17 protein-coding genes are annotated in these 26084 nt (G+C 56.1%); 10 read left to right on the top strand and 7 right to left on the bottom strand.

Translation table 11 applies throughout. The annotated features are described in order from the left end of the window. Nucleotides 1–11: 11 nt before the first annotated feature. Nucleotides 12–2291: an ATP-dependent Clp protease ATP-binding subunit ClpA gene (gene clpA / locus BV390_RS02755; protein ID WP_032688638.1), complete on the top strand. Its 2280-nt coding sequence runs from the start codon at nt 12–14 to the stop codon at nt 2289–2291. 130 nt (nt 2292–2421) lie between these two features. Here clpA and infA read toward each other — a convergent pair whose 3' ends face one another. From infA to trxB, 5 genes are all read right to left on the bottom strand, one after another. Continuing rightward, nucleotides 2422–2640 carry a translation initiation factor IF-1 gene (infA, locus tag BV390_RS02750; protein WP_002211347.1) on the bottom strand — a complete coding sequence of 73 codons (219 nt, stop codon included), beginning with the start codon at nt 2638–2640 and terminating at the stop codon, nt 2422–2424. A 384-nt stretch (nt 2641–3024) separates the two neighbouring features. Continuing rightward, nucleotides 3025–3729: a leucyl/phenylalanyl-tRNA--protein transferase gene (aat, locus tag BV390_RS02745; RefSeq protein ID WP_032700452.1), complete on the bottom strand. Its 705-nt coding sequence runs from the start codon at nt 3727–3729 to the stop codon at nt 3025–3027. 159 nt (nt 3730–3888) lie between these two features. Further along, the gene (cydC, locus tag BV390_RS02740; protein WP_032700451.1) at nt 3889–5610 is read right to left on the bottom strand and encodes a heme ABC transporter ATP-binding protein/permease CydC; all 1722 of its coding nucleotides are present in this window, start codon (nt 5608–5610) and stop codon (nt 3889–3891) included. Next, nucleotides 5611–7377 carry a heme ABC transporter permease/ATP-binding protein CydD gene (gene cydD / locus BV390_RS02735; protein ID WP_085396548.1) on the bottom strand — a complete coding sequence of 589 codons (1767 nt, stop codon included), beginning with the start codon at nt 7375–7377 and terminating at the stop codon, nt 5611–5613. A gap of 114 nt (nt 7378–7491) precedes the next feature. Continuing rightward, nucleotides 7492–8460, bottom strand: a complete 969-nt coding sequence (gene trxB / locus BV390_RS02730; protein WP_004860029.1) for a thioredoxin-disulfide reductase — start codon at nt 8458–8460, stop codon at nt 7492–7494. A 535-nt stretch (nt 8461–8995) separates the two neighbouring features. On the opposite strand from trxB, the gene lrp reads away from it, so the two are divergent. From lrp to BV390_RS02675, 9 genes are all read left to right on the top strand, one after another. Next, on the top strand, nt 8996–9490 hold the full coding sequence (lrp, locus tag BV390_RS02715) for a leucine-responsive transcriptional regulator Lrp (protein ID WP_000228469.1): 495 nt from the start codon (nt 8996–8998) through the stop codon (nt 9488–9490). 135 nt (nt 9491–9625) lie between these two features. Beyond that, nucleotides 9626–13696: a DNA translocase FtsK gene (gene ftsK, locus BV390_RS02710; RefSeq protein WP_085396546.1), complete on the top strand. Its 4071-nt coding sequence runs from the start codon at nt 9626–9628 to the stop codon at nt 13694–13696. A gap of 123 nt (nt 13697–13819) precedes the next feature. Continuing rightward, complete coding sequence (lolA, locus tag BV390_RS02705) at nt 13820–14431, top strand: outer membrane lipoprotein periplasmic chaperone LolA (RefSeq protein WP_004860037.1); 612 nt, start codon at nt 13820–13822, stop codon at nt 14429–14431. Between the two features lie 8 nt (nt 14432–14439). Further along, on the top strand, nt 14440–15783 hold the full coding sequence (gene rarA / locus BV390_RS02700; protein WP_015584803.1) for a replication-associated recombination protein RarA: 1344 nt from the start codon (nt 14440–14442) through the stop codon (nt 15781–15783). Between the two features lie 91 nt (nt 15784–15874). Beyond that, a complete protein-coding gene (gene serS, locus BV390_RS02695; protein WP_032688604.1) occupies nt 15875–17167 on the top strand; it encodes a serine--tRNA ligase in 1293 nt (430 codons plus the stop codon). A gap of 201 nt (nt 17168–17368) precedes the next feature. Next, nucleotides 17369–19807 carry a dimethylsulfoxide reductase subunit A gene (gene dmsA / locus BV390_RS02690; protein ID WP_032688603.1) on the top strand — a complete coding sequence of 813 codons (2439 nt, stop codon included), beginning with the start codon at nt 17369–17371 and terminating at the stop codon, nt 19805–19807. Between the two features lie 10 nt (nt 19808–19817). Further along, nucleotides 19818–20435 carry a DMSO/selenate family reductase complex B subunit gene (locus tag BV390_RS02685; RefSeq protein WP_015584801.1) on the top strand — a complete coding sequence of 206 codons (618 nt, stop codon included), beginning with the start codon at nt 19818–19820 and terminating at the stop codon, nt 20433–20435. Nucleotide 20436: 1 nt separating this feature from the next. Next, a complete protein-coding gene (locus BV390_RS02680) occupies nt 20437–21300 on the top strand; it encodes a dimethyl sulfoxide reductase anchor subunit family protein (protein ID WP_032688602.1) in 864 nt (287 codons plus the stop codon). Between the two features lie 271 nt (nt 21301–21571). Further along, nucleotides 21572–22720, top strand: coding sequence for an MFS transporter (locus BV390_RS02675; protein ID WP_032688601.1), 1149 nt, complete (start codon nt 21572–21574; stop codon nt 22718–22720). A 112-nt stretch (nt 22721–22832) separates the two neighbouring features. On the opposite strand, the gene pflA is transcribed toward BV390_RS02675, so the two are convergent. Next, nucleotides 22833–23573, bottom strand: coding sequence for a pyruvate formate lyase 1-activating protein (gene pflA / locus BV390_RS02670; protein ID WP_032688600.1), 741 nt, complete (start codon nt 23571–23573; stop codon nt 22833–22835). A 201-nt stretch (nt 23574–23774) separates the two neighbouring features. Next, entirely contained in the window at nt 23775–26057 is a 2283-nt protein-coding gene (pflB, locus tag BV390_RS02665; RefSeq protein ID WP_032688599.1) for a formate C-acetyltransferase, read from the bottom strand. Nucleotides 26058–26084: the final 27 nt, after the last annotated feature.

Below are 26084 nucleotides of genomic sequence, written 5' to 3'. Positions count from 1 at the left end.
GGGAGGTGCCTATGCTCAATCAAGAACTGGAACTCAGTTTAAACATGGCTTTCGCCAGAGCGCGCGAGCACCGTCATGAGTTCATGACCGTCGAGCACTTGCTGCTGGCGCTGCTCAGCAACCCCTCGGCCCGCGAGGCGCTTGAAGCGTGTTCCGTGGACCTGGTGGCGCTGCGTCAGGAACTTGAAGCCTTCATCGAACAGACCACACCCGTTCTGCCCGCCACGGAAGAAGAGCGTGACACCCAGCCGACGCTGAGTTTTCAGCGCGTGCTGCAGCGTGCCGTCTTCCACGTACAATCCTCCGGCCGCAGCGAAGTGACCGGCGCTAACGTTCTGGTCGCGATTTTCAGCGAGCAGGAATCACAGGCGGCCTATCTGCTGCGTAAACACGAAGTGAGCCGTCTTGACGTTGTCAACTTCATCTCTCACGGTACACGCAAAGACGAGCCGAGCCAGTCTTCCGATAACAGCGGAAGCCAGCCCAGCAATGAAGAGCAAGCAGGCGGGGAGGAACGTATGGAAAACTTCACCACCAATCTTAATCAGCTTGCTCGCGTCGGCGGAATTGATCCTCTGATCGGCCGCGACAAAGAGCTGGAGCGCGCGATTCAGGTGCTGTGCCGCCGCCGTAAAAATAACCCGCTGCTGGTGGGTGAGTCCGGCGTGGGTAAGACCGCGATTGCCGAGGGTCTGGCCTGGCGGATCGTTCAGGGCGACGTGCCGGAAATCATGGCCGATTGCACCATCTACTCGCTGGATATTGGCTCCCTGCTGGCGGGCACGAAATATCGCGGCGATTTTGAAAAACGTTTCAAAGCGCTGCTTAAACAGCTTGAGCAGGATACCAACAGCATTCTGTTTATTGATGAAATCCACACCATTATCGGTGCGGGCGCGGCGTCAGGCGGCCAGGTCGATGCCGCTAATCTGATTAAACCGCTGCTCTCCAGCGGCAAGATTCGGGTGATGGGTTCCACAACCTATCAGGAATTCAGCAACATCTTCGAAAAAGACCGGGCGCTGGCTCGTCGCTTCCAGAAGATAGACATTACCGAACCTTCCGTGGAAGAGACGGTGCAGATTATCAACGGCCTGAAGCCGAAGTACGAAGCGCACCACGATGTGCGCTATACCGCGAAAGCGGTGCGTGCGGCGGTGGAGCTGGCGGTGAAATACATTAACGATCGCCATCTGCCGGATAAGGCTATTGACGTCATTGATGAAGCCGGTGCGCGGGCTCGGTTAATGCCGGCCAGCAAACGGAAGAAAACCGTCAACGTTGCGGATATCGAGTCCGTGGTGGCGCGTATTGCCCGTATTCCTGAGAAGAGCGTCTCGCAGAGCGATCGCGATACGCTGAAAAATCTCGGCGACCGCCTGAAAATGCTGGTCTTCGGCCAGGGCAAAGCGATCGAAGCGTTAACCGAAGCGATTAAGATGGCGCGTGCGGGCCTCGGTCACGAGCACAAGCCCGTCGGCTCTTTCCTCTTCGCCGGGCCGACCGGAGTCGGGAAAACCGAGGTTACCGTGCAGCTGGCGAAAGCGCTGGGCATTGAGCTGCTGCGTTTTGATATGTCTGAATATATGGAACGTCATACCGTCAGCCGCTTAATTGGCGCGCCTCCGGGCTACGTTGGTTTCGATCAGGGCGGGCTGCTGACCGATGCGGTGATTAAACATCCGCATGCGGTACTGCTGCTTGATGAGATCGAAAAAGCGCATCCGGACGTCTTTAACCTGCTGCTGCAGGTGATGGATAACGGTACGCTGACCGACAATAACGGCCGCAAGGCGGACTTCCGCAACGTGGTGCTGGTGATGACGACCAACGCCGGCGTGCGTGAGACCGAGCGTAAATCGATTGGTCTTATCCAGCAGGATAACAGTCCGGATGCGATGGATGAGATCAAGAAGATCTTTACCCCGGAATTCCGCAACCGTCTCGACAACATTATCTGGTTCGATCATCTGTCCACGACGGTGATCCATCAGGTGGTAGATAAGTTTATCGTCGAGCTGCAGGTTCAGCTGGATCAGAAAGGCGTTTCGCTGGAAGTGAGCCAGGAAGCGCGTGACTGGCTGGCAGAAAAAGGCTACGACCGGGCAATGGGCGCACGTCCGATGGCGCGCGTGATTCAGGATAACCTGAAGAAACCGCTGGCTAACGAACTGCTGTTCGGCTCACTGGTGGACGGTGGACAGGTCACCGTTGCGTTGGATAAAGAGAAGGGCGCGTTGACTTATGACTTCCAGAGCGCGCAGAAGCACAAACCAGAAACGGCACATTAATGCCGCTTCGTGATAGCAAAAACCGGCCTGCGGGCCGGTTTTTTTATGCCGCTTTTAGCCGGCTGCAGATATGAAAAGACCGGGAATTATCCCGGCCTTCAGCATCTGACGCCACGAGGGCGGAAAACTATCAGCGACTACGGAAGACAATGCGGCCTTTGCTCAGGTCGTACGGGGTCAGCTCAACAGTCACTTTGTCGCCCGTCAGAATGCGGATGTAGTTTTTACGCATTTTACCGGAAATATGCGCAGTTACCACGTGACCGTTTTCCAGTTCTACGCGGAACATTGTGTTAGGCAACGTGTCAAGTACGGTGCCCTGCATTTCAATATTGTCTTCTTTGGCCATCTAGTCCTCTGGGGTATCACTACCGTAGTTTTGAACCGGCAAGATAATGCCGAAGTTCAGCGAGTAAGTAAAGGTTTACGTTTGTGCACTTTATCTTTCAGGCTGCCTTCGCTCACTCGGTTACATAGTTATTGACGCAGCCAGGCGCTTTGCGGTGCCACCTGACGCATCCAAAATTATTAAGGGTAAAATCATTGAAGTAGTTTTGGCGCATTGCCCGGAATTCACACGGATAAGCCGCATGACAGGCGCAAACGTAAAGGGGAGCGACAGAACGATGGGCGTTATCTGACTCTTATTATTCCCAAACGGCGGCGGGGCAACAGGCAGAAGCTACTCTACTGCGCAATTATACCATCACGGTAAAAAATGTGCTGAAAACATTTACACATCGCCGGTAAATAGCACCCGGGGCACCCAGAATCTTTCCGGCAGGCGACGGGCGCGCAATACCGACAGCGCATCAAGATAATCGCGGCGGGGGATTTCGATGGCGCCCAGCGATGCCGTGTGCTTATTCAGGACCTGGCAATCGATTAATTTCCCACCGTCGCGGATAAACGCCTGGCAGAATATCAGCAAGGCCGTTTTCGACGCATTTTCCGCGCGGCTGAACATTGACTCGCCGCAAAACAGCGCGCCTTGCGCTACGCCGTACATTCCTCCCACCAGCGTCTCGCCTTGCCACACTTCAATCGAGTGCGCATGGCCAAGCTCATGCAGCTGGTGATAGGCTTTGACGATGCTGGAGGTGATCCATGTCCCTTCATCGCGATTGTCGGCACAACCTTCAATCACCTGACCAAACGCGTGGTTCAGCGTCACGCGATAGGGCGATCGCTGGTGAAAACGCTTCATGCTGCGGCTGAGATGGAACTGATCGGGCCACAGCACCGCCCGCGGATCGGGGGACCACCATAAAATCGGGTCGCCCGGCGAAAACCAGGGGAAAATCCCGTGCTGATAGGCCATAAGCAGACGCGACGGACTGAGATCGCCGCCGAGCGCCAGCAGGCCATTGGGTTCGCGTAACGCTCCCTCCGGGGAAGGGAAGGCAATGGACTGACGGGAGAGCTGAACCAGACGCATTTTAACCTCAATACGCACCAGGCAATTGTTCAATATATTCGCTGTGGTTCAAGCGGATGGTCCGTCGCCATACCGGCAACGCCAGGACGCAGCGGACCGCTCTTTCAGCACGCCTGAAACTCATAGAGTATATACGCAAAACGGCGTGAAACAGCCGGACTACAGACGCTGCTTAAACTGGTAGTAACGCCCTTGTTCAGCCAGCAGTTCCGCGTGACTACCTTGCTCAATAATCTTGCCGTTGTCCATGACAATTATCCGATTAAACCGCGCCAGTCCGCGCAGGCGGTGAGTTACCATCAGCACGGTTTTTTCACGCATCACTTCAGCCAGTAAATCCAGAATCTGGCTCTCCGTCGTCGCATCAAGGCCTTCGGTCGGCTCATCGAGTAACATCAGCGGCGCATCGTGCAGCAGCGCACGGGCAATGGCCAGTCTGCGCAGTTCACCGCCGGAAAGCTGGCGGCCGCCTTCGCCCAGCCAGGCGTTGAGACCGCTATCTTCCAGTAGTTTTTCCAGTCCGACACGCTCCAGAGCTTTCATCAGCTGGATATCGCTGGCGCCGGGAGCGGCCAGCAACAGGTTATCGCGCAGCGTGGCGCTAAACAGATGCACGCGCTGTGGAACCACGCTCATCGCCTGACGCAAAGTGGCCTCGTTAAGCCGGGTTAACGGCTGGTCGTTGAGTAAAATCTCGCCATCAGCCGGATCCCAGGCGCGGGTCAGAAGCTGCAGCAGCGTAGATTTACCGCAGCCGGTGCGGCCAAGAATGGCAATATGCTCCCCTGCGCCGACCTGCAATGAGATATTTTCCAGCGCCGGAGAAGGCTGCTGTGGATAGCTGAAGGTGACCTGGTTCAACGTCAATGAGACCTGCCCGAACGCCTGCCCGTTGCCGGCGGTGAAAGTGACCTCCGGCTGTTGCGCGGTAATCTGCGTAATTCGGCGGGCGGAAGCAATCACCTGCCCGAGATGCTGAAAGGCGCCGGTTACCGGCGCCAGCGCTTCAAATGCCGCCAGCGCGCAGAAGACAAAAAGGGCGATCAGCGCGCCGGGTTGGCTGTTGCCGCCTACCCCAGCAGAGGTGAGCCACAGCATCGCAACCACGGCAACGCCACCGATCAGCAGCATCAGCGCCTGCGACAGCGCCGTCAGCTCCGCCTGACGACGCTGGGCATCCTGCCAGCGCTGCTCGGTTTTTTCCAGCTGCTTGCGGTAGCGGTCGCTGGCGCTGAACAGCATCAGTTCAGCCTGTCCTTGCAGCCAGGCGGTTAGCTGTTGACGGTATTGCCCGCGCATTTGCGTGATACTCTCACCGGCGGGTTTCCCGGCGCGATAAAACAGCGGCGGCAGGACCAGTAGAGTCACCAGCATAATACCGCCTAGCGTCAGCGCCAACGTGACATCGAGAATGCTTAAGCCTGCGGTGACCACCACAATGACAACCAGTGCGCCGATCAGCGGCGAGATGACCCGCAGATAGAGATGGTCAAGGGTGTCGACGTCGGCGACCACCCGGTTGAGGAGTTCACCTTGACGAAAACGCGCCAGCCCGGCAGGGGAGAGGGGGAGCAGTTTACTGAAGGTAAACACCCGCAGATGCTGTAACACGCGGAAGGTGGCATCGTGGCTGACCAGACGTTCGAAATAGCGACCGGCGGTACGGATAATCGCCGCACCGCGAACGCCGGCTGCCGGCAGCATATAGTTGAAACTGTAAATACCGGCGACGCCAACGACGGCAGAAGCGGATAAGAACCAGCCTGATAGCGTCAGCAGGCCGATACTGGCCAGCAGGGTGACGATAGCCAGTACCACGCCGAGAGTCAGCAGCCAGATATGGCGTTTATACAACGCCAGATAAGGTAATAGTGCGCGCATTTAAATCTCCTCCTGACGGTGGGCTAACAGGGCGGCAAAAGGCCCGTTTGCCATCGCCAACTGGCTATACGTCCCTTGTTCGACTATCTGCCCATCCTGCATCACCCAGATGACATCCCAGTCGGCGATACCTTCCAGCTGGTGGGTCACCATCAGCGTTGTTTGCTGCGAAGAGGCATTAAAGAGCGCCTGCATGACCCGCTGTTCGCTATGCGCATCAAGGCTGGCGGCCGGCTCATCCAGCAATAACAGTCGGCACGGTACCAGCAGCGCCCGCGCCACGGCGATACGCTGCGCCTGCCCGACGGACAGACGACCCGCCTGATCGCCGACCGGCGTATTAATCCCTTGCGGCAGTTGCGAGATGAATTCGCTCACCCAGGCTTTATCCAGCGCAAGCTGAAGCTGTGCTTCGCTGGCTTCCGGCCAGGCCAGCAGAACGTTTTCGCGAAGCGTGGCGGCGGGTAGCTGCGGGTTCTGCCCCACCCAGCTGAGCAGACGATGCCAGCGGCTGGCGTCAAGATCGCGCAGTTCAACGCCGTTGACCAACAGCGAGCCGTCGTAAGGGAGAAAACCGGTCAATGCATTCAAAAGCGAACTTTTGCCGGAGCCGCTCTGACCGACCAGCACGACGCGTTTACCGGCAGGGAGCGTAAAGTTCAGCGGCCCCGCCAGGATTTTGCCTTCCGGCGATTTGACGATCGCATCGCGCGCTTCGAGACCGATCGGTTCGTTGTCGCTGAGGAGCTTCTCGCCGCGAGTTTCCTGCGCCAGCGGCTTTTCCATAAACGTTTTCAGACTATCTGCGGCACCGATGGCCTGTGCTTTGGCATGGTAAAAGGTGCCTAAATCACGCAGCGGCTGGAAAAACTCCGGCGCCAGGATCAGGGCCAGGAAACCTGACATCAGGGTGACGCCTACGCCATAGTGGCCAAAGTTGAGCTCTCCGAGATAGGAGAAACCGAAGTAAACCGCAACCAGAGCAATGGAAAGCGAGGTGAAAAACTCCAGTACGCCGGAGGAGAGAAAGGCGAGGCGTAACACTTCCATCGTCCGCTGGCGGAAATCCTGGGAAGCATGGCGAATATTGTCCGTCTCCGCTTCGCCACGGTGAAAGAGACGCAGCGTTTCCATCCCGCGCAGACGGTCGAGAAAGTGGCCGCTCAGGCGAGCGAGCGCCAGAAAGTTGCGGCGATTAGCCTCCGCCGCGCCCATGCCGACCAGCGCCATAAACAGCGGGATCAGCGGGGCGGTGCCGAGAAGAATTAGCGCCGCCGCCCAGTTTATCGGGAAAATGGTGATGACAATCAGCAGCGGGACGCTGGCGGCGAGGGTCATCTGCGGGAGATAACGCGCGTAGTAGTCGTGCATATCGTCAATTTGCTCAAGCACCAGCGTCGCCCAGCTTCCGGCGGGTTTCCCCTGAATCCACGCGGGACCGGCCTGCTGCAGGCGATCGAGCACCTGGCGGCGTATTTCATAGCGAATATGCTGCCCGGCATAGAAACCTACCCGCTCGCGCAGCCATACCACCCAGGCCCGCAGAACAAAAATCAGCACCAGGACGATAAACGGCAATACCAGCGCCGTCGCCGGAATATTCTCCATAATCATGCGATGAAGGATCCGCGCCAGCAGCCAGGCCTGACCGACGATCAGCAGGCCGCTAATGACGCCCAGCGCGCGGGAAATCATCAACCAGCGACGGGAGAGAATGCTTTGCTCTTTTAACCAGCGTGTTAACTCTTGTTGACGGGTTTTATTCATTGCGCACTTAGCAGGTGTAGTTATGAGGTTTTTAGGCCACGCAATGTTACAACGAGGAAAAAATAAAGGCGACTTTTCGTCGCCTTCTTTACCTTTGTTACTGACTTGTAAAGATTATTTGCACGCGTCAGCTAAACCATCAAGATAACGTTCAGCATCCAGCGCCGCCATACAGCCGGTACCGGCAGAGGTGATGGCCTGGCGATAGATATGGTCCATCACATCACCTGCGGCGAATACGCCCGGAATGCTGGTCTGGGTGGCATTGCCGTGGATCCCGGACTGCACTTTGATATAGCCGTTTTCCAGCGCCAGCTGGCCTTCGAAAATGGCCGTGTTGGGGCTGTGGCCAATCGCCACAAACAGACCCGCGACCTCCAGAGACTCGACATTGTCGGCATTCTGCGTATCACGCAGGCGCAGACCGCTGACGCCCATCTGGTCGCCCGTCACTTCTTCCAGCGTGCGATGGGTATGCAGCACGATATTTCCGTTGGCCACTTTATCCATCAGACGATTAATCAGGATTTTTTCGGCGCGGAAGGTATCACGGCGGTGAATCAGGTGGACTTCGGAGGCGATGTTAGAAAGGTACAGGGCTTCTTCCACCGCGGTATTGCCGCCGCCGATGACGGCCACTTTCTGGTTGCGATAGAAGAATCCGTCGCAGGTCGCACAGGCGGAAACGCCGCGTCCTTTGAAGGCTTCTTCTGACGGGAGCCCCAGATAGCGTGCCGAAGCGCCGGTGGCGATAATCAGCGCGTCACAGGTGTACTCGCCGCTGTCGCCGACCAGGCGGAAAGGACGGTTTTGCAGATCGACGCTATTGATATGGTCGAAAATAATTTCGGTATCGAATTTCGTCGCATGTTCGTGCATCCGTTCCATCAGCAGCGGCCCGGTCAGATCGTTGGGATCGCCCGGCCAGTTTTCCACTTCCGTGGTGGTGGTCAGCTGACCGCCTTTTTCCATGCCGGTTATCAGTACCGGCTGCAGGTTTGCGCGCGCGGCGTAGACTGCAGCGGTATATCCCGCAGGTCCAGAACCAAGAATAAGCAGTTTACTGTGTTTGGTCGTGCCCATGAGATCCCCATAATTTATTGGCATACATTGGGCTGGATTGTAGGGAATTTGTTGACGTAAAAAAAGAGCGCAGCAGTTTTGTTAACGATATGTGCAATAGAGGCCGCCAATGAACTGGCGATTTTACGTGCGAAGAATATAACTAATTCTACTGTCGTCGGGACAATTATAAGAGGAAAACATGAGAATCACCGGGGGCGGATAATGAATATCTGGCATCTTGTACTAAAAATCGATGTTTTGCTTTGACAATCCCCTGTGCTTTTGCGAAAACATTCATGGAAGACAAAAAGCAGTGTTTCGCGTGCGGCGAATTTTCATGCACGCAAATGCCATTTTTATCCGGGTTAGCGAAATCTACGCATGGTGTGGACAGACGCCATGCGTGATGTCGGTGGCTGCCGTCAGGCAACGGGCTTCTCACGTACCCCTGGGGTTACTCAATGTCGTATACGGGTAAGAACAGGATGGACTCGGGCAGTGAAGGCTCTGAGTCGGAACAGGAGTAGGGAAGGAATACAGAGAGACAATAATAATGGTAGATAGCAAGAAGCGCCCTGGCAAAGATCTCGACCGCATCGATCGTAATATTTTGAATGAGCTGCAAAAAGACGGGCGTATTTCAAACGTCGAACTTTCTAAACGGGTGGGACTTTCCCCGACGCCTTGCCTTGAGCGCGTGCGTCGACTGGAAAGACAGGGTTTTATTCAGGGCTATACGGCGCTGCTCAACCCACACTATCTGGATGCATCACTTCTGGTATTTGTTGAGATTACTCTGAATCGTGGCGCGCCGGATGTGTTTGAGCAATTTAACGCCGCTGTGCAAAAACTTGAAGAAATTCAAGAGTGTCATCTGGTATCCGGTGATTTCGACTATCTGTTGAAAACCCGCGTACCGGATATGTCAGCGTATCGCAAATTACTGGGCGAGACCCTGCTACGTCTGCCGGGCGTGAACGACACCCGTACCTACGTGGTAATGGAAGAAGTCAAGCAAAGTAATCGTCTGGTAATTAAGACGCGCTAACACGGAACAGGTGCAAAATCGATGTAGTTTGATTACACTCCTGTTAATCCATACAGCAACAGTGCCGGGGTGACCCGGCACTGTTGTCCGTTTTAGCAGCAGGCAGGAAACAGCCTGATACCTGGAGAGCCTTTTTTGAGCCAGGAATACACCGAAGACAAAGAAGTCAAACTGACCAAGTTAAGCAGCGGGCGCCGACTCCTTGAGGCGTTACTCATCCTTTGCTCCCTGTTTGCCATCTGGCTGATGGCGGCATTACTGAGCTTTAATCCCTCGGATCCTAGCTGGTCGCAAACGGCCTGGCATGAACCTATTCATAACATAGGTGGCATTCCGGGAGCCTGGCTTGCCGATACGCTATTTTTCATTTTTGGCGTAATGGCTTACACCATTCCCGTGATTATTATCGGCGGTTGTTGGTTCGCCTGGCGTAATCAGGCCAGCGACGAGTACATCGACTACTTCGCCGTTTCGCTACGCTTAATTGGCGCACTGGCGCTGATTCTGACCTCCTGCGGCCTGGCCGCGATTAACGCTGATGATATCTGGTATTTTGCCTCCGGCGGCGTGATCGGCAGTTTACTGAGTACCACTCTGCAACCGTTGCTGCACAGCAGCGGCGGCACTATTGCGTTGCTCTGCATCTGGGCGGCCGGTTTAACGCTGTTTACCGGTTGGTCATGGGTCAGCATTGCCGAAAAACTCGGCGGTGCGATTTTGTCTGTTCTGACCTTCGCCAGCAACCGTACCCGACGGGACGATACCTGGGTGGATGAGGACGAATACGAAGACGATGAAGACGACTACGACGATGCAGTCAAACCGCAGGAATCTCGTCGTGCGCGCATTTTACGCAGCGCGCTCGCTCGCCGTCAGCGTCTGGCGGAGAAATTCTCCAATCCGATGGGGCGTAAAACCGATGCCGCGCTGTTCTCTGGCAAGCGTATGGATGATGCCGAAGAGGATGTACAGTTCAGCGCCAACGGCGCGCCCGTAGCGGCGGACGATGTACTCTTTTCGGGCTCCAGCGCCGCACGTCCTGGCGATGCTGACGATGTGTTGTTCTCTGGCGCCAGCGCCGCGCGGCCGGGGGATTTTGACCCTTACGATCCGCTATTAAATGGTCACAGCATTGCCGATCCGCTGGCAGCGGCAGCTGCTGCAACCGCAGCGCCACAGGCATGGGCTGAACCGGTAGCTGAGCACGCGCCGCAGCCGGTTTACCAGCCGGAGCCGTCCTACCCGCAGCATCAGGCGTATCAGCCTGAGCAGGCGCCGGTACAGCAGCCGGTTTACCAGCCGGAGCCGTCTTACCCGCAGCATCAGGCGTATCAGCCTGAGCAGGCGCCGGTACAGCAGCCGGTTTATCAGCCGGAGCCGTCTTACCCGCAGCATCAGGCGTACCAGACTGAGCAGGCCCCGGTACAGCAGCCGGTTTACCAGCCGGAGCCGTCCTACCCGCAGCATCAGGCGTACCAGCCTGAGCAGGCCCCGGTACAGCAGCCGGTTTACCAGCCGGAGCCGTCCTACCCGCAGCATCAGGCGTACCAGCCTGAGCAGGCCCCGGTACAGCAGCCGGTTTACCAGCCGGAGCCGTCCTACCCGCAGCATCAGGCGTATCAGCCTGAGCAGGCGCCGGTACAGCAGCCGGTTTACCAACCGGATCCGCCGGCAGCCGCCCCTGCCGTAGCGCCTGAAGCGCCGCAGGAAGAGGTGAAGCCGCAGCGTCCGCCGATGTATTATTTTGAAGAAGTCGAAGAAAAACGTGCGCGCGAACGTGAGCAGCTGGCCGCCTGGTATCAGCCGATCCCTGAGCCGGCAAGCCCGGTCGCCACACGGCCTGTTACACCACCGCCAGCCTCTCCGGTCGAAGCCGCAGCGGTGACCACCCTTGCCGCCGGTGTACACCAGGCGACGAGCGCTGGTGCAACGGCGGCGACGGTTGCTTCCGCCGCATCATCTGCTGCGCCGCTATTCAGTCCGGCATCCGGTGGGCCGCGTGCGCAGGTGAAAGAGGGGATTGGTCCAAAACTGCCGCGTCCTAATCATGTCCGCGTCCCTACGCGCCGTGAGCTGGCATCGTATGGTATTAAACTGCCGTCGCAACGTATGGCTGAAGAGCGGGCGCGTAAAGCGGAGCTGAATCATGCCTATGACGACGAGCCGTTAACGGATGAAGAAGCGGACGCGCTGGAACAGGACGAACTGGCGCGCCAGTTTGCCGCCACCCAGCAGCAGCGTTACGGCGAAGTCTACGCGCAGGATGAAGAGGATGACTCCGCAGCTGAAGCTGAACTGGCCCGTCAGTTTGCGGCGTCGCAGCAGCAGCGCTACAGCAGCGAACAGCCGCAGGGCGCAACGCCGTTCTCTCCTGCGGATTATGATTTCTCGCCGATGAAAGCGCTGGTCGATGACGGTCCGAGCGAACCGCTGTTCACGCCGATGCCGGAGACTCAGCCGCCGGTGCAGCAGTACCAGCAGCCCGTCCAACGGTATCAACAACCGGCGCAATCGTCGCCGGTACAACAACCGTATCAACAACCTGTGCAGCCGGTTCAACCTCCGCAGATGGCGCAGCAGCCTCAGCCTGCCGCACAGAGCTATCAGCCGCAGCAAGCCCATCAGGGCCACATGCCGCAGCAGGCAGCCGCAGTGCCGCCGCAGGATAGCCTGATTCACCCGCTGCTGATGCGTAACGGCAACAGCCAGCCGATGCAACGGCCGACGACGCCGCTGCCGTCGTTGGATCTGCTGACCCCGCCGCCGAGCGAGGTCGAGCCGGTGGATACCTTCGCGCTGGAGCAAATGGCGCGCCTGGTTGAGGCCCGTCTGGCTGACTTCCGTATTAAAGCCGATGTGGTGAACTACTCGCCAGGCCCGGTTATCACTCGCTTCGAACTGAATCTGGCGCCGGGCGTGAAGGCCGCGCGGATTTCAAACCTTTCGCGTGACCTGGCCCGCTCCTTGTCCACCATTGCGGTGCGCGTCGTGGAAGTGATTCCGGGTAAACCGTACGTGGGTCTGGAACTGCCGAATAAAAAACGTCAGACCGTTTATCTGCGTGAAGTGCTGGATAACACCAAATTCCGCGATAACCCATCGCCGCTCACCGTGGTGCTGGGTAAAGACATCGCTGGCGATCCGGTCGTTGCCGATCTGGCAAAAATGCCGCACCTGCTGGTTGCCGGTACCACCGGTTCCGGTAAATCGGTTGGGGTGAATGCCATGATCCTCAGCATGCTTTATAAAGCGCAGCCGGAAGATGTGCGCTTCATTATGATCGACCCGAAAATGCTTGAACTGTCGGTCTATGAAGGGATCCCGCATCTGCTGACCGAAGTCGTCACCGATATGAAAGACGCCGCTAACGCACTGCGCTGGAGCGTGAACGAAATGGAGCGTCGCTACAAGCTGATGTCGGCGCTGGGTGTGCGTAACCTGGCGGGTTACAACGAGAAAATCGCCGAAGCGGCGCGTATGGGCCGTCCGATTCCGGATCCGTACTGGAAACCGGGCGACAGTATGGATGCCGTCCATCCGGTGCTGGAAAAACTGCCGTATATCGTCGTTCTGGTGGATGAATTCGCCGACCTGATGATGACCGTCGGCAAGAAGGTCGAAGAGCTGATTGCTCGTCTGGCGCAGAAAGCGCGTGCGGCGGGTATTCACCTCGTGCTGGCAACCCAGCGTCCGTCGGTTGACGTGATTACCGGTCTTATTAAAGCGAACATTCCGACGCGTATCGCCTTCACCGTCTCGAGCAAAATTGACTCGCGTACCATCCTCGATCAGGGCGGTGCGGAATCACTGCTGGGGATGGGGGATATGCTTTATTCCGGGCCGAACTCGACCATGCCGGTTCGTGTCCACGGCGCGTTTGTTCGCGACCAGGAAGTCCACGCCGTGGTTCAGGACTGGAAAGCGCGCGGGCGTCCGCAGTATGTTGACGGCATTACGTCAGATAGTGAAAGCGAAGGCGGCAGCGGCGGCTTTGACGGTGGTGAAGAGCTGGATCCGTTGTTCGATCAGGCCGTAAACTTCGTCACTGAAAAACGTAAAGCCTCGATTTCCGGCGTTCAGCGTCAGTTCCGCATCGGATATAACCGTGCGGCACGTATTATCGAACAGATGGAAGCGCAGGGTATCGTCAGCGAGCAGGGCCATAATGGTAACCGTGAAGTGCTGGCGCCGCCGCCCTTCGAGTAAGTGCAAAGTTGGGTAAATAAGCGCAAAATCAGCCTGTTCTGCTGTTCCGCCGTGCCAGGCGGCCCTAAATTAGGAGGCAGAAGAGGCTCCCGCGTCGGGAGTGACGCACATTAAGGAATAACAATGAAAAAACTCGCAATCACCTGTGCATTACTGTCTGGATTTGTCGTGAGCCAGGTTTGGGCGGATGCCGCCAGTGATTTGAAAAGCCGCCTCGATAAAGTGAGCAGCTTCCATGCCAGCTTCACCCAAAAAGTGACCGATGGCAGCGGTAACGCCGTACAGGACGGACAGGGCGACCTGTGGGTTAAACGTCCGAATCTGTTTAACTGGCATATGACCCAGCCGGATGAAAGCATTCTGGTTTCTGACGGGAAGACCCTGTGGTTCTACAACCCGTTTGTGGAGCAGGCAACCGTCACCTGGCTGAAAGACGCCACCAGCAACACGCCGTTTATGCTGATTGCCCGCAACCAGTCCAACGACTGGCAGCAGTACAACATCAAGCAAAACGGCGATGATTTTGTCCTGACGCCAAAAAGCGGCGGCGGCAACCTGAAGCAGTTTACGATTAACGTGGGCCGCGACGGGACTATCCATCAGTTCAGCGCGGTAGAGCAGGATGACCAGCGCAGCAGCTACCAGCTGAAGTCTCAGCAAAACGGTGCGGTCGATGCATCGAAGTTCACCTTTACACCGCCGAAAGGGGTGACGGTGGACGATCAACGTAAGTAGAGGCGAATGTGAGCAATCTGTCGCTCGATTTTTCCGACAATGCGTTTCAACCTCTGGCCGCCCGCATGCGGCCAGAAAATTTAGCGCAGTACATCGGCCAGCAGCATCTGCTGGCGCCGGGGAAACCTTTGCCGCGGGCGATTGAGGCCGGGCATCTGCATTCGATGATCTTATGGGGGCCGCCTGGCACCGGTAAAACTACGCTGGCTGAAGTGATTGCTCGCTATGCCAGCGCCGATGTTGAACGGATTTCGGCGGTGACCTCCGGCGTAAAAGAGATCCGCGAAGCGATCGAGCGCGCCAGACAGAACCGCAATGCCGGACGCCGCACCATTCTGTTCGTTGATGAAGTCCATCGTTTCAATAAAAGCCAGCAGGATGCATTTTTACCGCATATTGAAGACGGCACCATCACCTTCATCGGCGCGACGACGGAAAACCCTTCTTTTGAACTCAATTCCGCACTGCTATCCCGGGCGCGCGTGTATCTGCTGAAATCGTTGTCCAGCGAGGATATTGAGCATGTGCTCACGCAGGCGATGAACGATAAAGATCGTGGCTATGGCGGGCAAAATATCGTGCTGCCGGATGATACCCGCCAGGCTATCGCCGGGCTGGTTAACGGCGATGCGCGCCGGGCACTGAATACGCTGGAAATGATGGCCGATATGGCAGAGACGGATGCCTCCGGCAACCGGGTGCTGAAAGCGGAACTGCTGACCGAAATTGCCGGTGAACGCAGCGCGCGGTTTGATAATAAAGGCGACCGTTTCTACGATTTGATTTCCGCGCTGCACAAGTCCGTGCGCGGCAGCGCGCCGGATGCGGCGCTGTACTGGTACGCACGTATCATCACCGCCGGCGGCGATCCGCTGTATGTGGCCCGACGCTGCCTGGCGATCGCTTCAGAAGATGTCGGAAATGCTGACCCGCGAGCTATGCAGGTCGCGCTCTCTGCCTGGGACTGTTTTACCCGAGTCGGGCCCGCGGAGGGCGAGCGCGCTATTGCGCAGGCCATCGTTTATCTCGCCTGCGCGCCGAAGAGCAACGCGGTCTACACGGCATTTAAAGCCGCCATGGCCGATGCCCGCGAGCGTCCGGATTATGATGTGCCGGTGCATCTGCGCAACGCGCCGACCCGCTTGATGAAAGAGATGGGCTATGGGCAGGAGTATCGCTATGCCCATGATGAGCCAAACGCCTATGCTGCCGGGGAAGCCTATTTCCCGCAGGAAATGGCTCAAACTCGTTATTATCGGCCAACAAATCGGGGGCTCGAAGGGAAAATTGGCGAAAAGCTCGCCTGGCTTACCGAACAGGATCAAAATAGCCCCATAAAACGCTACCGCTAACAGAGACGTTGCGGTAAGGTTATCAAGATATCCCGGTGGTCGTAGTCTGCGGCCACTTTTCTTTTATTTATTCGATAAGCACAGGATAAGCATGCTCGATCCCAATCTGCTGCGTACCGAGCCAGACGCAGTCGCTGAAAAACTGGCACGCCGGGGCTTTAAGCTGGATGTAGATAAACTGCGCGCTCTGGAAGAGCGTCGTAAAGTTCTGCAGGTTGAAACGGAAAACCTGCAGGCGGAGCGTAACTCCCGATCGAAATCCATTGGCCAGGCGAAAGCGCGCGGGGAAGATATCGAGCCATTACGCCAGGAAGTCAACAAACTTGGCGAACAGCTGGATGCGGCGAAAGCCGAACTGGACGTGTTACTGGCAGAGATCCGCGATATCGCGCTGACTATCCCGAACATTCCGCACGACGACGTTCCGGCCGGTCGCGACGAAAACGACAACGTTGAAGTCAGCCGCTGGGGTACGCCGCGCGAGTTCGATTTTGACGTCCGCGATCACGTGACGCTGGGCGAAATGCACGGCGGGCTGGACTTTGCCGCAGCCGTTAAGCTGACCGGCTCCCGTTTTGTGGTGATGAAAGGGCAACTGGCCCGTCTGCATCGTGCGCTGGCGCAGTTCATGCTGGATCTGCATACCGAACAGCACGGATACAGTGAAAACTATGTGCCGTACCTGGTGAACCAGGAGACGCTGTACGGTACCGGTCAGCTGCCGAAATTTGCCGGCGATCTGTTCCATACGCGCCCGCTGGAAGAAGAAGCGGATAGCAGCAACTATGCGCTGATTCCCACTGCGGAAGTACCGCTGACCAACCTCGTTCGCGATGAGATCATCGACGAAGACGATCTGCCGATCAAAATGACCGCTCACACGCCGTGTTTCCGTTCTGAGGCGGGATCCTACGGCCGTGATACCCGCGGTCTGATTCGCATGCATCAGTTCGACAAAGTGGAAATGGTGCAGATCGTGCGTCCGGAAGATTCGATGGCGGCGCTGGAAGAGATGACCGGCCATGCGGAAAAAGTTCTGCAGCTGCTGGGTCTGCCATACCGCAAAGTGGCGCTCTGCACCGGCGATATGGGCTTCAGCGCATGCAAAACGTATGATCTGGAAGTCTGGGTTCCGGCACAGAACACCTATCGTGAAATCTCCTCCTGCTCTAACGTCTGGGACTTCCAGGCGCGTCGTATGCAGGCACGCTGCCGCAGCAAGTCCGACAAGAAAACCCGTCTGGTGCATACGCTGAACGGTTCCGGGCTGGCGGTAGGTCGTACCCTGGTCGCGCTGATGGAAAACTATCAGCAGGCGGATGGTCGTATCGAAATCCCGGAAATTCTGCGCCCCTATATGCGCGGCCTCGAATTTATCGGCTGATTTTTTTACCTGTTTCTCAAAAGCGCCTTCGGGCGCTTTTTTTTTATCCCCTTATTGATGCCGGGCAATAATCCCTCTGGCGATTCCCCCCATACTCCCTTGGTGTTAGCGCAGCATAAAAAACTATAAAAGATTAAATTCGTTATATATGTATCTATATAACGATTGTCAGTGAATTGTGAGCAACCAAAGCGAGTATCCATGAAAATTAAAGCCCCCGATGCTTTACTGGCTGCCGAAGTAAGCCGGCGTGGTTTAATGAAAACCACGGCAATTGGCGGTCTGGCGATGGCCAGCAGCGCATTTACCCTACCGTTTACACGCATTGCCCATGCTGCAGACGCTCTGGCACCGGTGAATGAAACGGTCACCTGGAGTGCCTGTACCGTGAACTGCGGCAGCCGTTGTCCGCTGCGTATGCATGTGGTTGATGGCGAAATTAAATACGTTGAAACGGATAATACCGGCGACGACAACTATGACGGCCTGCATCAGGTACGCGCCTGTTTGCGCGGGCGTTCCATGCGTCGCCGTGTCTACAACCCCGATCGTCTGAAGTATCCCATGAAGCGCGTTGGCAAACGCGGGGAAGGAAAATTTGAGCGCATCAGCTGGGAAGAAGCATTCGATACTATCGCCAGCAATATGCAGCGCCTGATTAAAGATTACGGTAACGAATCTATCTATCTGAATTACGGTACCGGTACTCTTGGCGGCACCATGACCCGCTCCTGGCCACCGGGAAAAACGCTCATCGCACGTCTGATGAACTGCTGCGGCGGTTACCTTAACCACTATGGCGATTATTCATCGGCGCAAATTGCCGCGGGCCTGAATTATACCTACGGCGGCTGGGCCGACGGTAACAGCCCATCGGATATCGAAAACAGCCAACTGGTGGTGCTGTTCGGCAACAACCCCGGCGAAACGCGGATGAGCGGCGGCGGGGTAACGTACTACCTGGAGCAAGCGCGGCAAAAATCCAATGCCCGGATGATCATCGTCGATCCGCGCTATACCGATACCGGCGCCGGTCGTGAAGATGAGTGGATACCGATTCGACCGGGTACCGACGCCGCGCTGGTTTCCGCGCTCGCCTGGGTGATGATCACCGAAAACCTGGTCGATCAGCCGTTCCTCGATAAATACTGCGTCGGCTATGACGAGAAAACGTTGCCTGCCGATGCGCCGGCCAACGGCCACTACAAGGCTTACATCCTCGGTCAGGGTAGCGACGGTACTGCCAAAACGCCGCAGTGGGCATCGACGATTACCGGGATTCCGGTCGAGCGTATTGTGCAGCTGGCACGCGAAATTGCGACAGCCAAACCTGCCTTTATCAGCCAGGGCTGGGGGCCGCAGCGTCATGCGAATGGGGAAATCGCCACCCGCGCTATCTCGATGCTGTCGATTCTGACCGGTAACGTTGGCATCAACGGAGGTAATACCGGCGCGCGTGAAGGTTCGTACGACCTGCCTTTTGAGCGTATGCCGACGCTGGAGAACCCCGTTGAGACCAGCATCTCGATGTTTATGTGGACCGACGCGATTGAACGTGGTCCGCAGATGACGGCGCTGCGTGACGGCGTGCGCGGTAAAGATAAACTGGACGTCCCGATTAAAATGATCTGGAACTATGCCGGTAACTGTCTGATTAACCAGCACTCTGATATCAACCGCACCCATGAAATCCTGCAGGATGATAAGAAGTGCGAAATGATCGTGGTGATCGACTGCCACATGACATCGTCGGCAAAATATGCCGATATCCTGCTGCCGGACTGCACCGCTTCCGAACAGATGGACTTCGCGCTGGATGCTTCCTGCGGCAACATGTCCTACGTCATCTTCACCGACCAGGTGATTAAACCGCGTTTTGAGTGCAAAACGATTTATGACATGACCACGGAACTGGCAAAACGCATGGGCGTGGAGCAGAAGTTTACCGAAGGCCGCACTCAGGAAGGCTGGATGCGCTATCTGCACGAGCTTTCCCGCAAGGCTATTCCCGATTTGCCTGACTTCGATACCTTCCGTCAGCAGGGGATTTACAAGCAGCGCGACCCGGAAGGGCATCATGTCGCCTATAAGGCATTCCGTGACAATCCACAGGCTAATCCGCTGGAGACCCCGTCGGGCAAAATTGAGATCTATTCCCAGGCGCTGGCGAAAATTGCCGCCACCTGGGAACTCCCCGATGGCGATGTGATCGATCCGCTGCCGATTTATACGCCAGGTTTCGAAAACTATAACGATCCGCTGACGGCGAAATTCCCGCTGCAACTGACCGGTTTTCACTACAAGTCGCGCGTTCACTCCACCTACGGCAACGTCGATGTGCTGAAGGCCGCCTGTCGTCAGGAGATGTGGATTAACCCGCTCGACGCGAAACAACGCGGCATTGCCAACGGCGATCGCATCCGTATTTACAACGATCGCGGCGAAGTGCATATCGAAGCCAAAGTGACGCCGCGGATGATGCCTGGCGTTGTCGCGCTGGGTGAGGGCGCCTGGTATAACCCGGACGCAGGACGCGTGGATCAGGCGGGGAGCATCAACGTGCTCACCACCCAACGCCCGTCGCCTTTGGCGAAAGGTAACCCATCGCACACCAACCTGGTCCAGGTTGAGAAGCTGTAAGGAATAACCGATGACAACTCAATACGGATTTTTTATCGATTCTGCTCGTTGCACCGGTTGTAAAACCTGCGAGCTGGCCTGTAAAGACTTCAAAAACTTAACGCCGGACGTCAGCTTCCGCCGCATTTATGAATATGCGGGCGGCGACTGGCAGGAGGACAACGGCGTCTGGCATCAGAACGTCTTTGCCTATTACTTATCCATCGCCTGTAACCATTGCGAAGACCCGGCCTGCACCAAAGTGTGCCCGAGCGGCGCTATGCATAAACGCGATGACGGTTTTGTCGTGGTTGATGAAGATGTGTGCATCGGCTGTCGCTATTGTCATATGGCCTGCCCGTACGGTGCGCCGCAGTACAATGCCGCGAAAGGGCATATGACCAAGTGTGATGGCTGCTACCAGCGCGTTGCCGAGGGTAAAAAACCCATTTGCGTCGAATCCTGCCCGCTGCGCGCGCTGGACTTTGGCCCTATCGAAGAACTGCGCAAGAAACACGGCGAACTGGCTGCGGTTGCGCCGCTGCCATCCGCGCACTTTACAAAACCCAGCATTGTCATTAAACCGAACGCCAATAGTCGTCCGTGCGGTGATACAACCGGCTATCTGGCCAACCCGAAGGAGGTGTGAGATGGGAAGTGGATGGCATGAATGGCCGCTGATGATCTTCACGGTCTTTGGACAATGTGTGGCGGGCGGTTTTATCGTCCTGGCACTGGCGCTGATGAAAGGCGGTTTGTCGAATGAGCAGCAGCAGCGCGTGGTGCTGAGCATGTTTGGCTTGTGGGTGCTGATGGGGATTGGGTTTATCGCCTCCACGATGCACCTGGGATCGCCGATGCGGGCTTTTAACTCGCTTAACCGGATTGGTGCGTCGTCGTTGAGTAACGAAATTGCCAGCGGTGCCCTCTTTTTCGCCGTCGGCGGAATTGGCTGGCTGCTGGCGGTGATGAAGAGACTGCCGGCCGGGCTGCGCAGCCTCTGGCTGGTCGCGACGATGGCGCTGGGTATTATCTTCGTCTGGATGATGGTGCGGGTGTATAACACCATTGATACCGTACCGACCTGGTATACCGTCTGGACGCCGCTGAGCTTCTTCCTGACCCTGTTTCTCGGCGGCCCGCTGCTGGGCTATCTGCTGCTGCGCGTGGCGGGAGTTGACGGTTGGGCGATGCGTCTGTTGCCGGTGGTCACGCTGCTGGCGCTGGTGGCCAGCGTGATTGTGGCCCTGATGCAAGGCAGCGAGCTGCCGACGATTCACAGCTCTATTCAGCAAGCCTCCGCGCTGGTGCCGGATTATGGCTCACTGATGGCCTGGCGTGTGGTTGCGCTGGTACTGGCTCTGGCATGCTGGGTTGTTCCGCTGCTCAAAGGCTATCAGCCCGCCGTGCCGCTGTTAAGTCTGGCATTTGTGCTGGTACTGGTGGGCGAGATGGTAGGGCGTGGCATCTTCTACGGTCTGCATATGACGGTCGGCATGGCTATCGCCAGCTGATTATCCGTTGCGCCAGAACATCCGGTTCTGGCGCAACAAAAAAGTGCTGTTGATTCATGAAATTTTTCTACTGATATTCCCGCCGTTTTTTTTCAATAAATTAATAAAAACAATGGAATAATATAAAGAATAATTCTGTTGTCGCTCCGCTGGATGAAAAACTTCTATCGTTGCCCGTGAAACCGCGTCCCGCCTGATTTCTGGTGGATTGACAATGTTTTTAGCGGTGGCATGATGCGCACGAAATCTAAACTTCCTCACGGTTATATCCATGTCCATCTACACCCGGCCGGTGCAAATGTTGCTCTGCGGCCTGCTTCTGTTGACGCTGGCGATTGCGGTTTTAAATACCCTCGTCCCGCTTTGGCTCGCCCATGAAAATATGCCAACCTGGCAGGTCGGAATGGTGGGCTCGTCCTATTTCACCGGTAACCTGGTGGGGACGCTGCTGGCCGGATGGGTGATTAAGCGTCTGGGATTTAACCGCAGCTATTATCTTGCGTCGCTGATCTTTGCGGTGGGCTGCGTCGGACTGGGTATTACCCTCGGTTTCTGGACCTGGTTCAGCTGGCGCTTTCTCGCTGGCGTTGGCTGCGCGATGATTTGGGTCGTGGTCGAAAGCGCCCTGGTGTGCAGCGGAACGTCGCGTAGCCGCGGTCGTCTGCTGGCCGCCTATATGATGGTTTACTATGTGGGAACCGTGCTGGGTCAACTGATGGTCAGCAAACTGCCGACGGACCTGATGAGCGTGCTGCCGTGGGTGACTGCGCTGGCGCTGGCGGCGATTCTGCCTCTGCTGTTTACCCGCGTAGTGAATCAAAGTGATGAACAGCATGAGCCGGCGCGGATCTGGCCAATGCTCAGGCTGCGTCAGGCCCGCCATGGCGTGAACGGCTGCATTATCTCCGGAATTGTTCTCGGGTCGCTGTATGGATTGATGCCGCTGTGGTTGAACCATCAGGGCGTAAGTGACTCCGGCATCGGTTTCTGGATGGCGGTTATGGTCAGCGCAGGTATTCTGGGCCAGTGGCCGATCGGCCGTATGGCCGACCGCTATGGGCGCTTGCTGGTGTTGCGCGTTCAGGTTTTTGTGGTGATTTTAGGGTGCCTGGCTATGCTTAGCGGCGCGGCAATGGCTCCGGCGCTGTTTATCCTTGGCGCATCGGGCTTCACGCTGTACCCGGTGGCAATGGCCTGGGCTTGTGAGAAAGTCGAGCGCCATCAGCTGGTCGCCATGAACCAGGCGTTACTGATGAGCTATACCGTCGGCAGTCTGCTCGGGCCAACCTTCACCGCCATGCTGATGCAGAATTTCTCCGACAATCTGCTATTTATCATGATTGCCAGCGTGTCGTTTATTTATCTGCTGACGCTGCTGCGAAAAGCGGGGCACCATCCGACGCCGGTGGCGCACGCCTGATATTGTGATCATAAAAAGGGAGCGTCTATCGTTTCCCGTCCGCTGTTTTCCCCGACAGAAAGCAAAACGGCTGCCTGAAGCGGCAGCCGTAATGTAGGGGAAGGGGCGTGGATTAGTACATCACCTTATGGCCATACTGCTCCAGAATGCCTTTGACCCGCTCCATCGTCTCTTTCTTCGGCGGGTGTACGCCATCGAGCTTGTACTCTTCACCCATCGCCACCCATTTGTGCTTGCCTAACTCGTGATAGGGCAGCAGTTCGATTTTTTCGACATTGCCCATATCGCGGGTAAACTCGCCGAGGCGGTGCGCGGAATCATCATCGTCTGACCAACCGGGAACCACCACGTAACGAATCCAGACTTTGATGTTTTTATTCGATAAGTAGCGGGCAAACTCCAGCGTACGGTGGTTAGACACGCCAACCAGATTCTGATGGATCTCATCATTCATCTGTTTGAGGTCGAGCATGACCAGATCGGTCACTTCAAGCAGCTCGTCAATCACCGGGTCGTAGCGCCGGACAAAGCCGTTGGTATCAAGGCAGGTATGAATGCCTTCTTTGCGGCAGGCGCGGAACCAGTCGCGCACGAACTCGGCCTGCAAAATTGCCTCACCGCCCGATGCCGTCACGCCGCCGCCGGAAGCGTTCATAAAGTGGCGATAGGTCACAACCTCTTTCATCAGGCTTTCGACGGTGACTTCGGTGCCGCCATGGGTATCCCAGGTGTCACGGTTGTGGCAATACAGGCAGCGCATCAGGCAGCCCTGGAAAAAGGTGATAAAGCGGATCCCTGGGCCATCGACAGTGCCGCAGGATTCAAAGGAGTGAATACGACCAATAGTTGACATTGCGGTGATATCTCCAGATTCGGCCCGTCCGGGGCCTGTGTATGCACAGCTCAAACCGGCTGTGTTAAGTCTGTTTTGGCTGTTATCCATGCAGTATAGATAGCGGGCAAAAGAGACTGTAGTACGGGAGGTGCTAAAAAGGCCCCACTTGCGTGGAGCCTTTATTGTACGCTTTTTAAATCGCGATTTCAGTCACAACCATTACATGGTCTGAGTGAAGGTACGAGTGATAACGTCCTGCTGCTGTTCTTTAGTCAGGGAGTTAAAACGTACTGCATAGCCAGATACACGGATGGTCAGCTGCGGATATTTTTCCGGGTTTTCCATCGCGTCGAGCAGCATTTCGCGGTTCATCACGTTGACGTTCAGGTGCTGACCGCCTTCGATTGACGCTTCGTGGTGGAAGTAACCATCCATCAGGCCAGCAAGGTTGGTTTTACGCACTTCGTCGTCTTTACCCAGTGCGTTCGGCACGATAGAGAAGGTGTAAGAAATACCATCTTTAGCGTAAGCAAACGGCAGTTTAGCAACGGAGGTCAGAGAGGCAACAGCACCTTTCTGGTCACGGCCGTGCATTGGGTTAGCACCTGGTCCGAACGGCGCGCCAGCACGACGACCGTCAGGGGTGTTACCGGTTTTCTTACCATAAACCACGTTAGAGGTGATGGTCAGAACGGACTGAGTCGGGATAGCGTTACGATAGGTAGTGAGTTTCTGAATTTTCTTCATGAAACGTTCTACCAGGTCAACCGCCATGTCATCAACGCGAGAGTCGTTGTTACCGAACTGCGGATATTCACCTTCGATTTCGAAGTCAACGGCCAGGCCGTCTTCGTCACGAATCGGTTTAACTTTCGCATATTTGATAGCAGACAGGGAGTCAGCCGCAACGGACAGGCCAGCAATACCGCATGCCATGGTACGAATGACGTCACGGTCGTGCAGCGCCATCAGAGAGGCTTCGTAGCTGTACTTGTCGTGCATGTAATGGATAATGTTCAGGGCGGTGACATACTGCTTAGCCAGCCAGTCCATGAAGTGATCCATACGCTCCATAACTTCGTCGAAGTTCAGAACGTCGCCTTTGATTGGTTCAGATTTCGGACCAACCTGCATTTTCAGTTTTTCATCAACGCCGCCGTTGATAGCGTACAGCATGGTTTTCGCGAGGTTAGCGCGAGCACCGAAGAACTGCATTTGCTTACCAACAACCATCGGGCTTACGCAGCATGCGATAGCATAGTCGTCGTTGTTGAAGTCCGGACGCATCAGGTCATCGTTCTCGTACTGCAGAGAAGAGGTATCGATAGACACTTTAGCGGCGAATTTCTTGAAGTTCAGCGGCAGTTTTTCAGACCACAGAACGGTGATGTTCGGCTCCGGAGAAGGACCCATGGTGTACAGGGTGTTCAGGAAGCGGAAGCTGTTTTTGGTGACCAGAGTACGGCCGTCAACGCCCATACCACCGATGGATTCCGTTGCCCAAATCGGGTCGCCGGAGAACAGTTCATCATATTCCGGAGTACGCAGGAAGCGAACCATACGCAGTTTCATGACCAGGTGGTCAATCATTTCCTGAGCGTCTTGTTCAGTGATTTTGCCTGCTTTGATATCACGTTCGATGTAGGCATCCAGGAAGGTGGATACGCGACCGAAGGACATTGCTGCACCGTTCTGAGACTTAACGGCGGCCAGGTAGCCGAAGTAGGTCCACTGGATAGCTTCCTGTGCGTTGGTTGCCGGACCAGAGATATCGCAGCCGTATTTCGCTGCCATTTCTTTGATCTGACCCAGAGCACGGTGCTGTTCAGAGATCTCTTCACGCAGACGGATAGTCGCTTCCAGGTTTACGCCGTTTTCCAGGTCAGACTGCAGAGACAGGAACTGTGCGTATTTGTCTTTCATCAGGAAGTCGATACCGTACAGCGCAACGCGACGGTAGTCACCGATGATACGGCCACGGCCATACGCATCCGGCAGACCAGTCAGAACGCCAGACTTACGGCAGTTCAGAATGTCTTTGGTGTAGACATCGAATACACCCTGGTTATGGGTTTTACGGTATTCGGTGAAGATTTTTTTCAGCATCGGGTCCAGTTCGCGATCGTACGCTTTGCAGGAACCTTCAACCATTTTGATGCCGCCGAACGGGATAATCGCACGTTTCAGAGGCTTTTCAGTTTGCAGACCAACGATTTTCTCAAGAGCTTTGTTGATGTAGCCCGCGTCATGAGAAGTGATGGTGGATGCGAGGGAAGTGTCGAAGTCAACAGGCGCGTGAGTGCGGTTTTCCTGTTTAACACCTTCCATAACGTTGTCCCACAGCTTGGTTGTCGCTTCAGTTGCGCCAGCCAGGAAGGACTCGTCGCCTTCATACGGGGTATAGTTTTTCTGGATAAAGTCACGTACGTTGACTTCTTTCTGCCAGTCACCTTTCGCGAAACCTTCCCAGGCTGTGGCTAACTTTTCATTAAGCTCGGACATGTAACACCTACCTTCTTAAGTGGATTT

The organism is Klebsiella sp. YJ, assembly GCF_002108615.1.
Taxonomy (GTDB): domain Bacteria; phylum Pseudomonadota; class Gammaproteobacteria; order Enterobacterales; family Enterobacteriaceae; genus Klebsiella; species Klebsiella planticola.
Note: the sequence above shows the minus strand (reverse complement) of the source record. Positions and strands in the feature narration are given on the sequence as shown.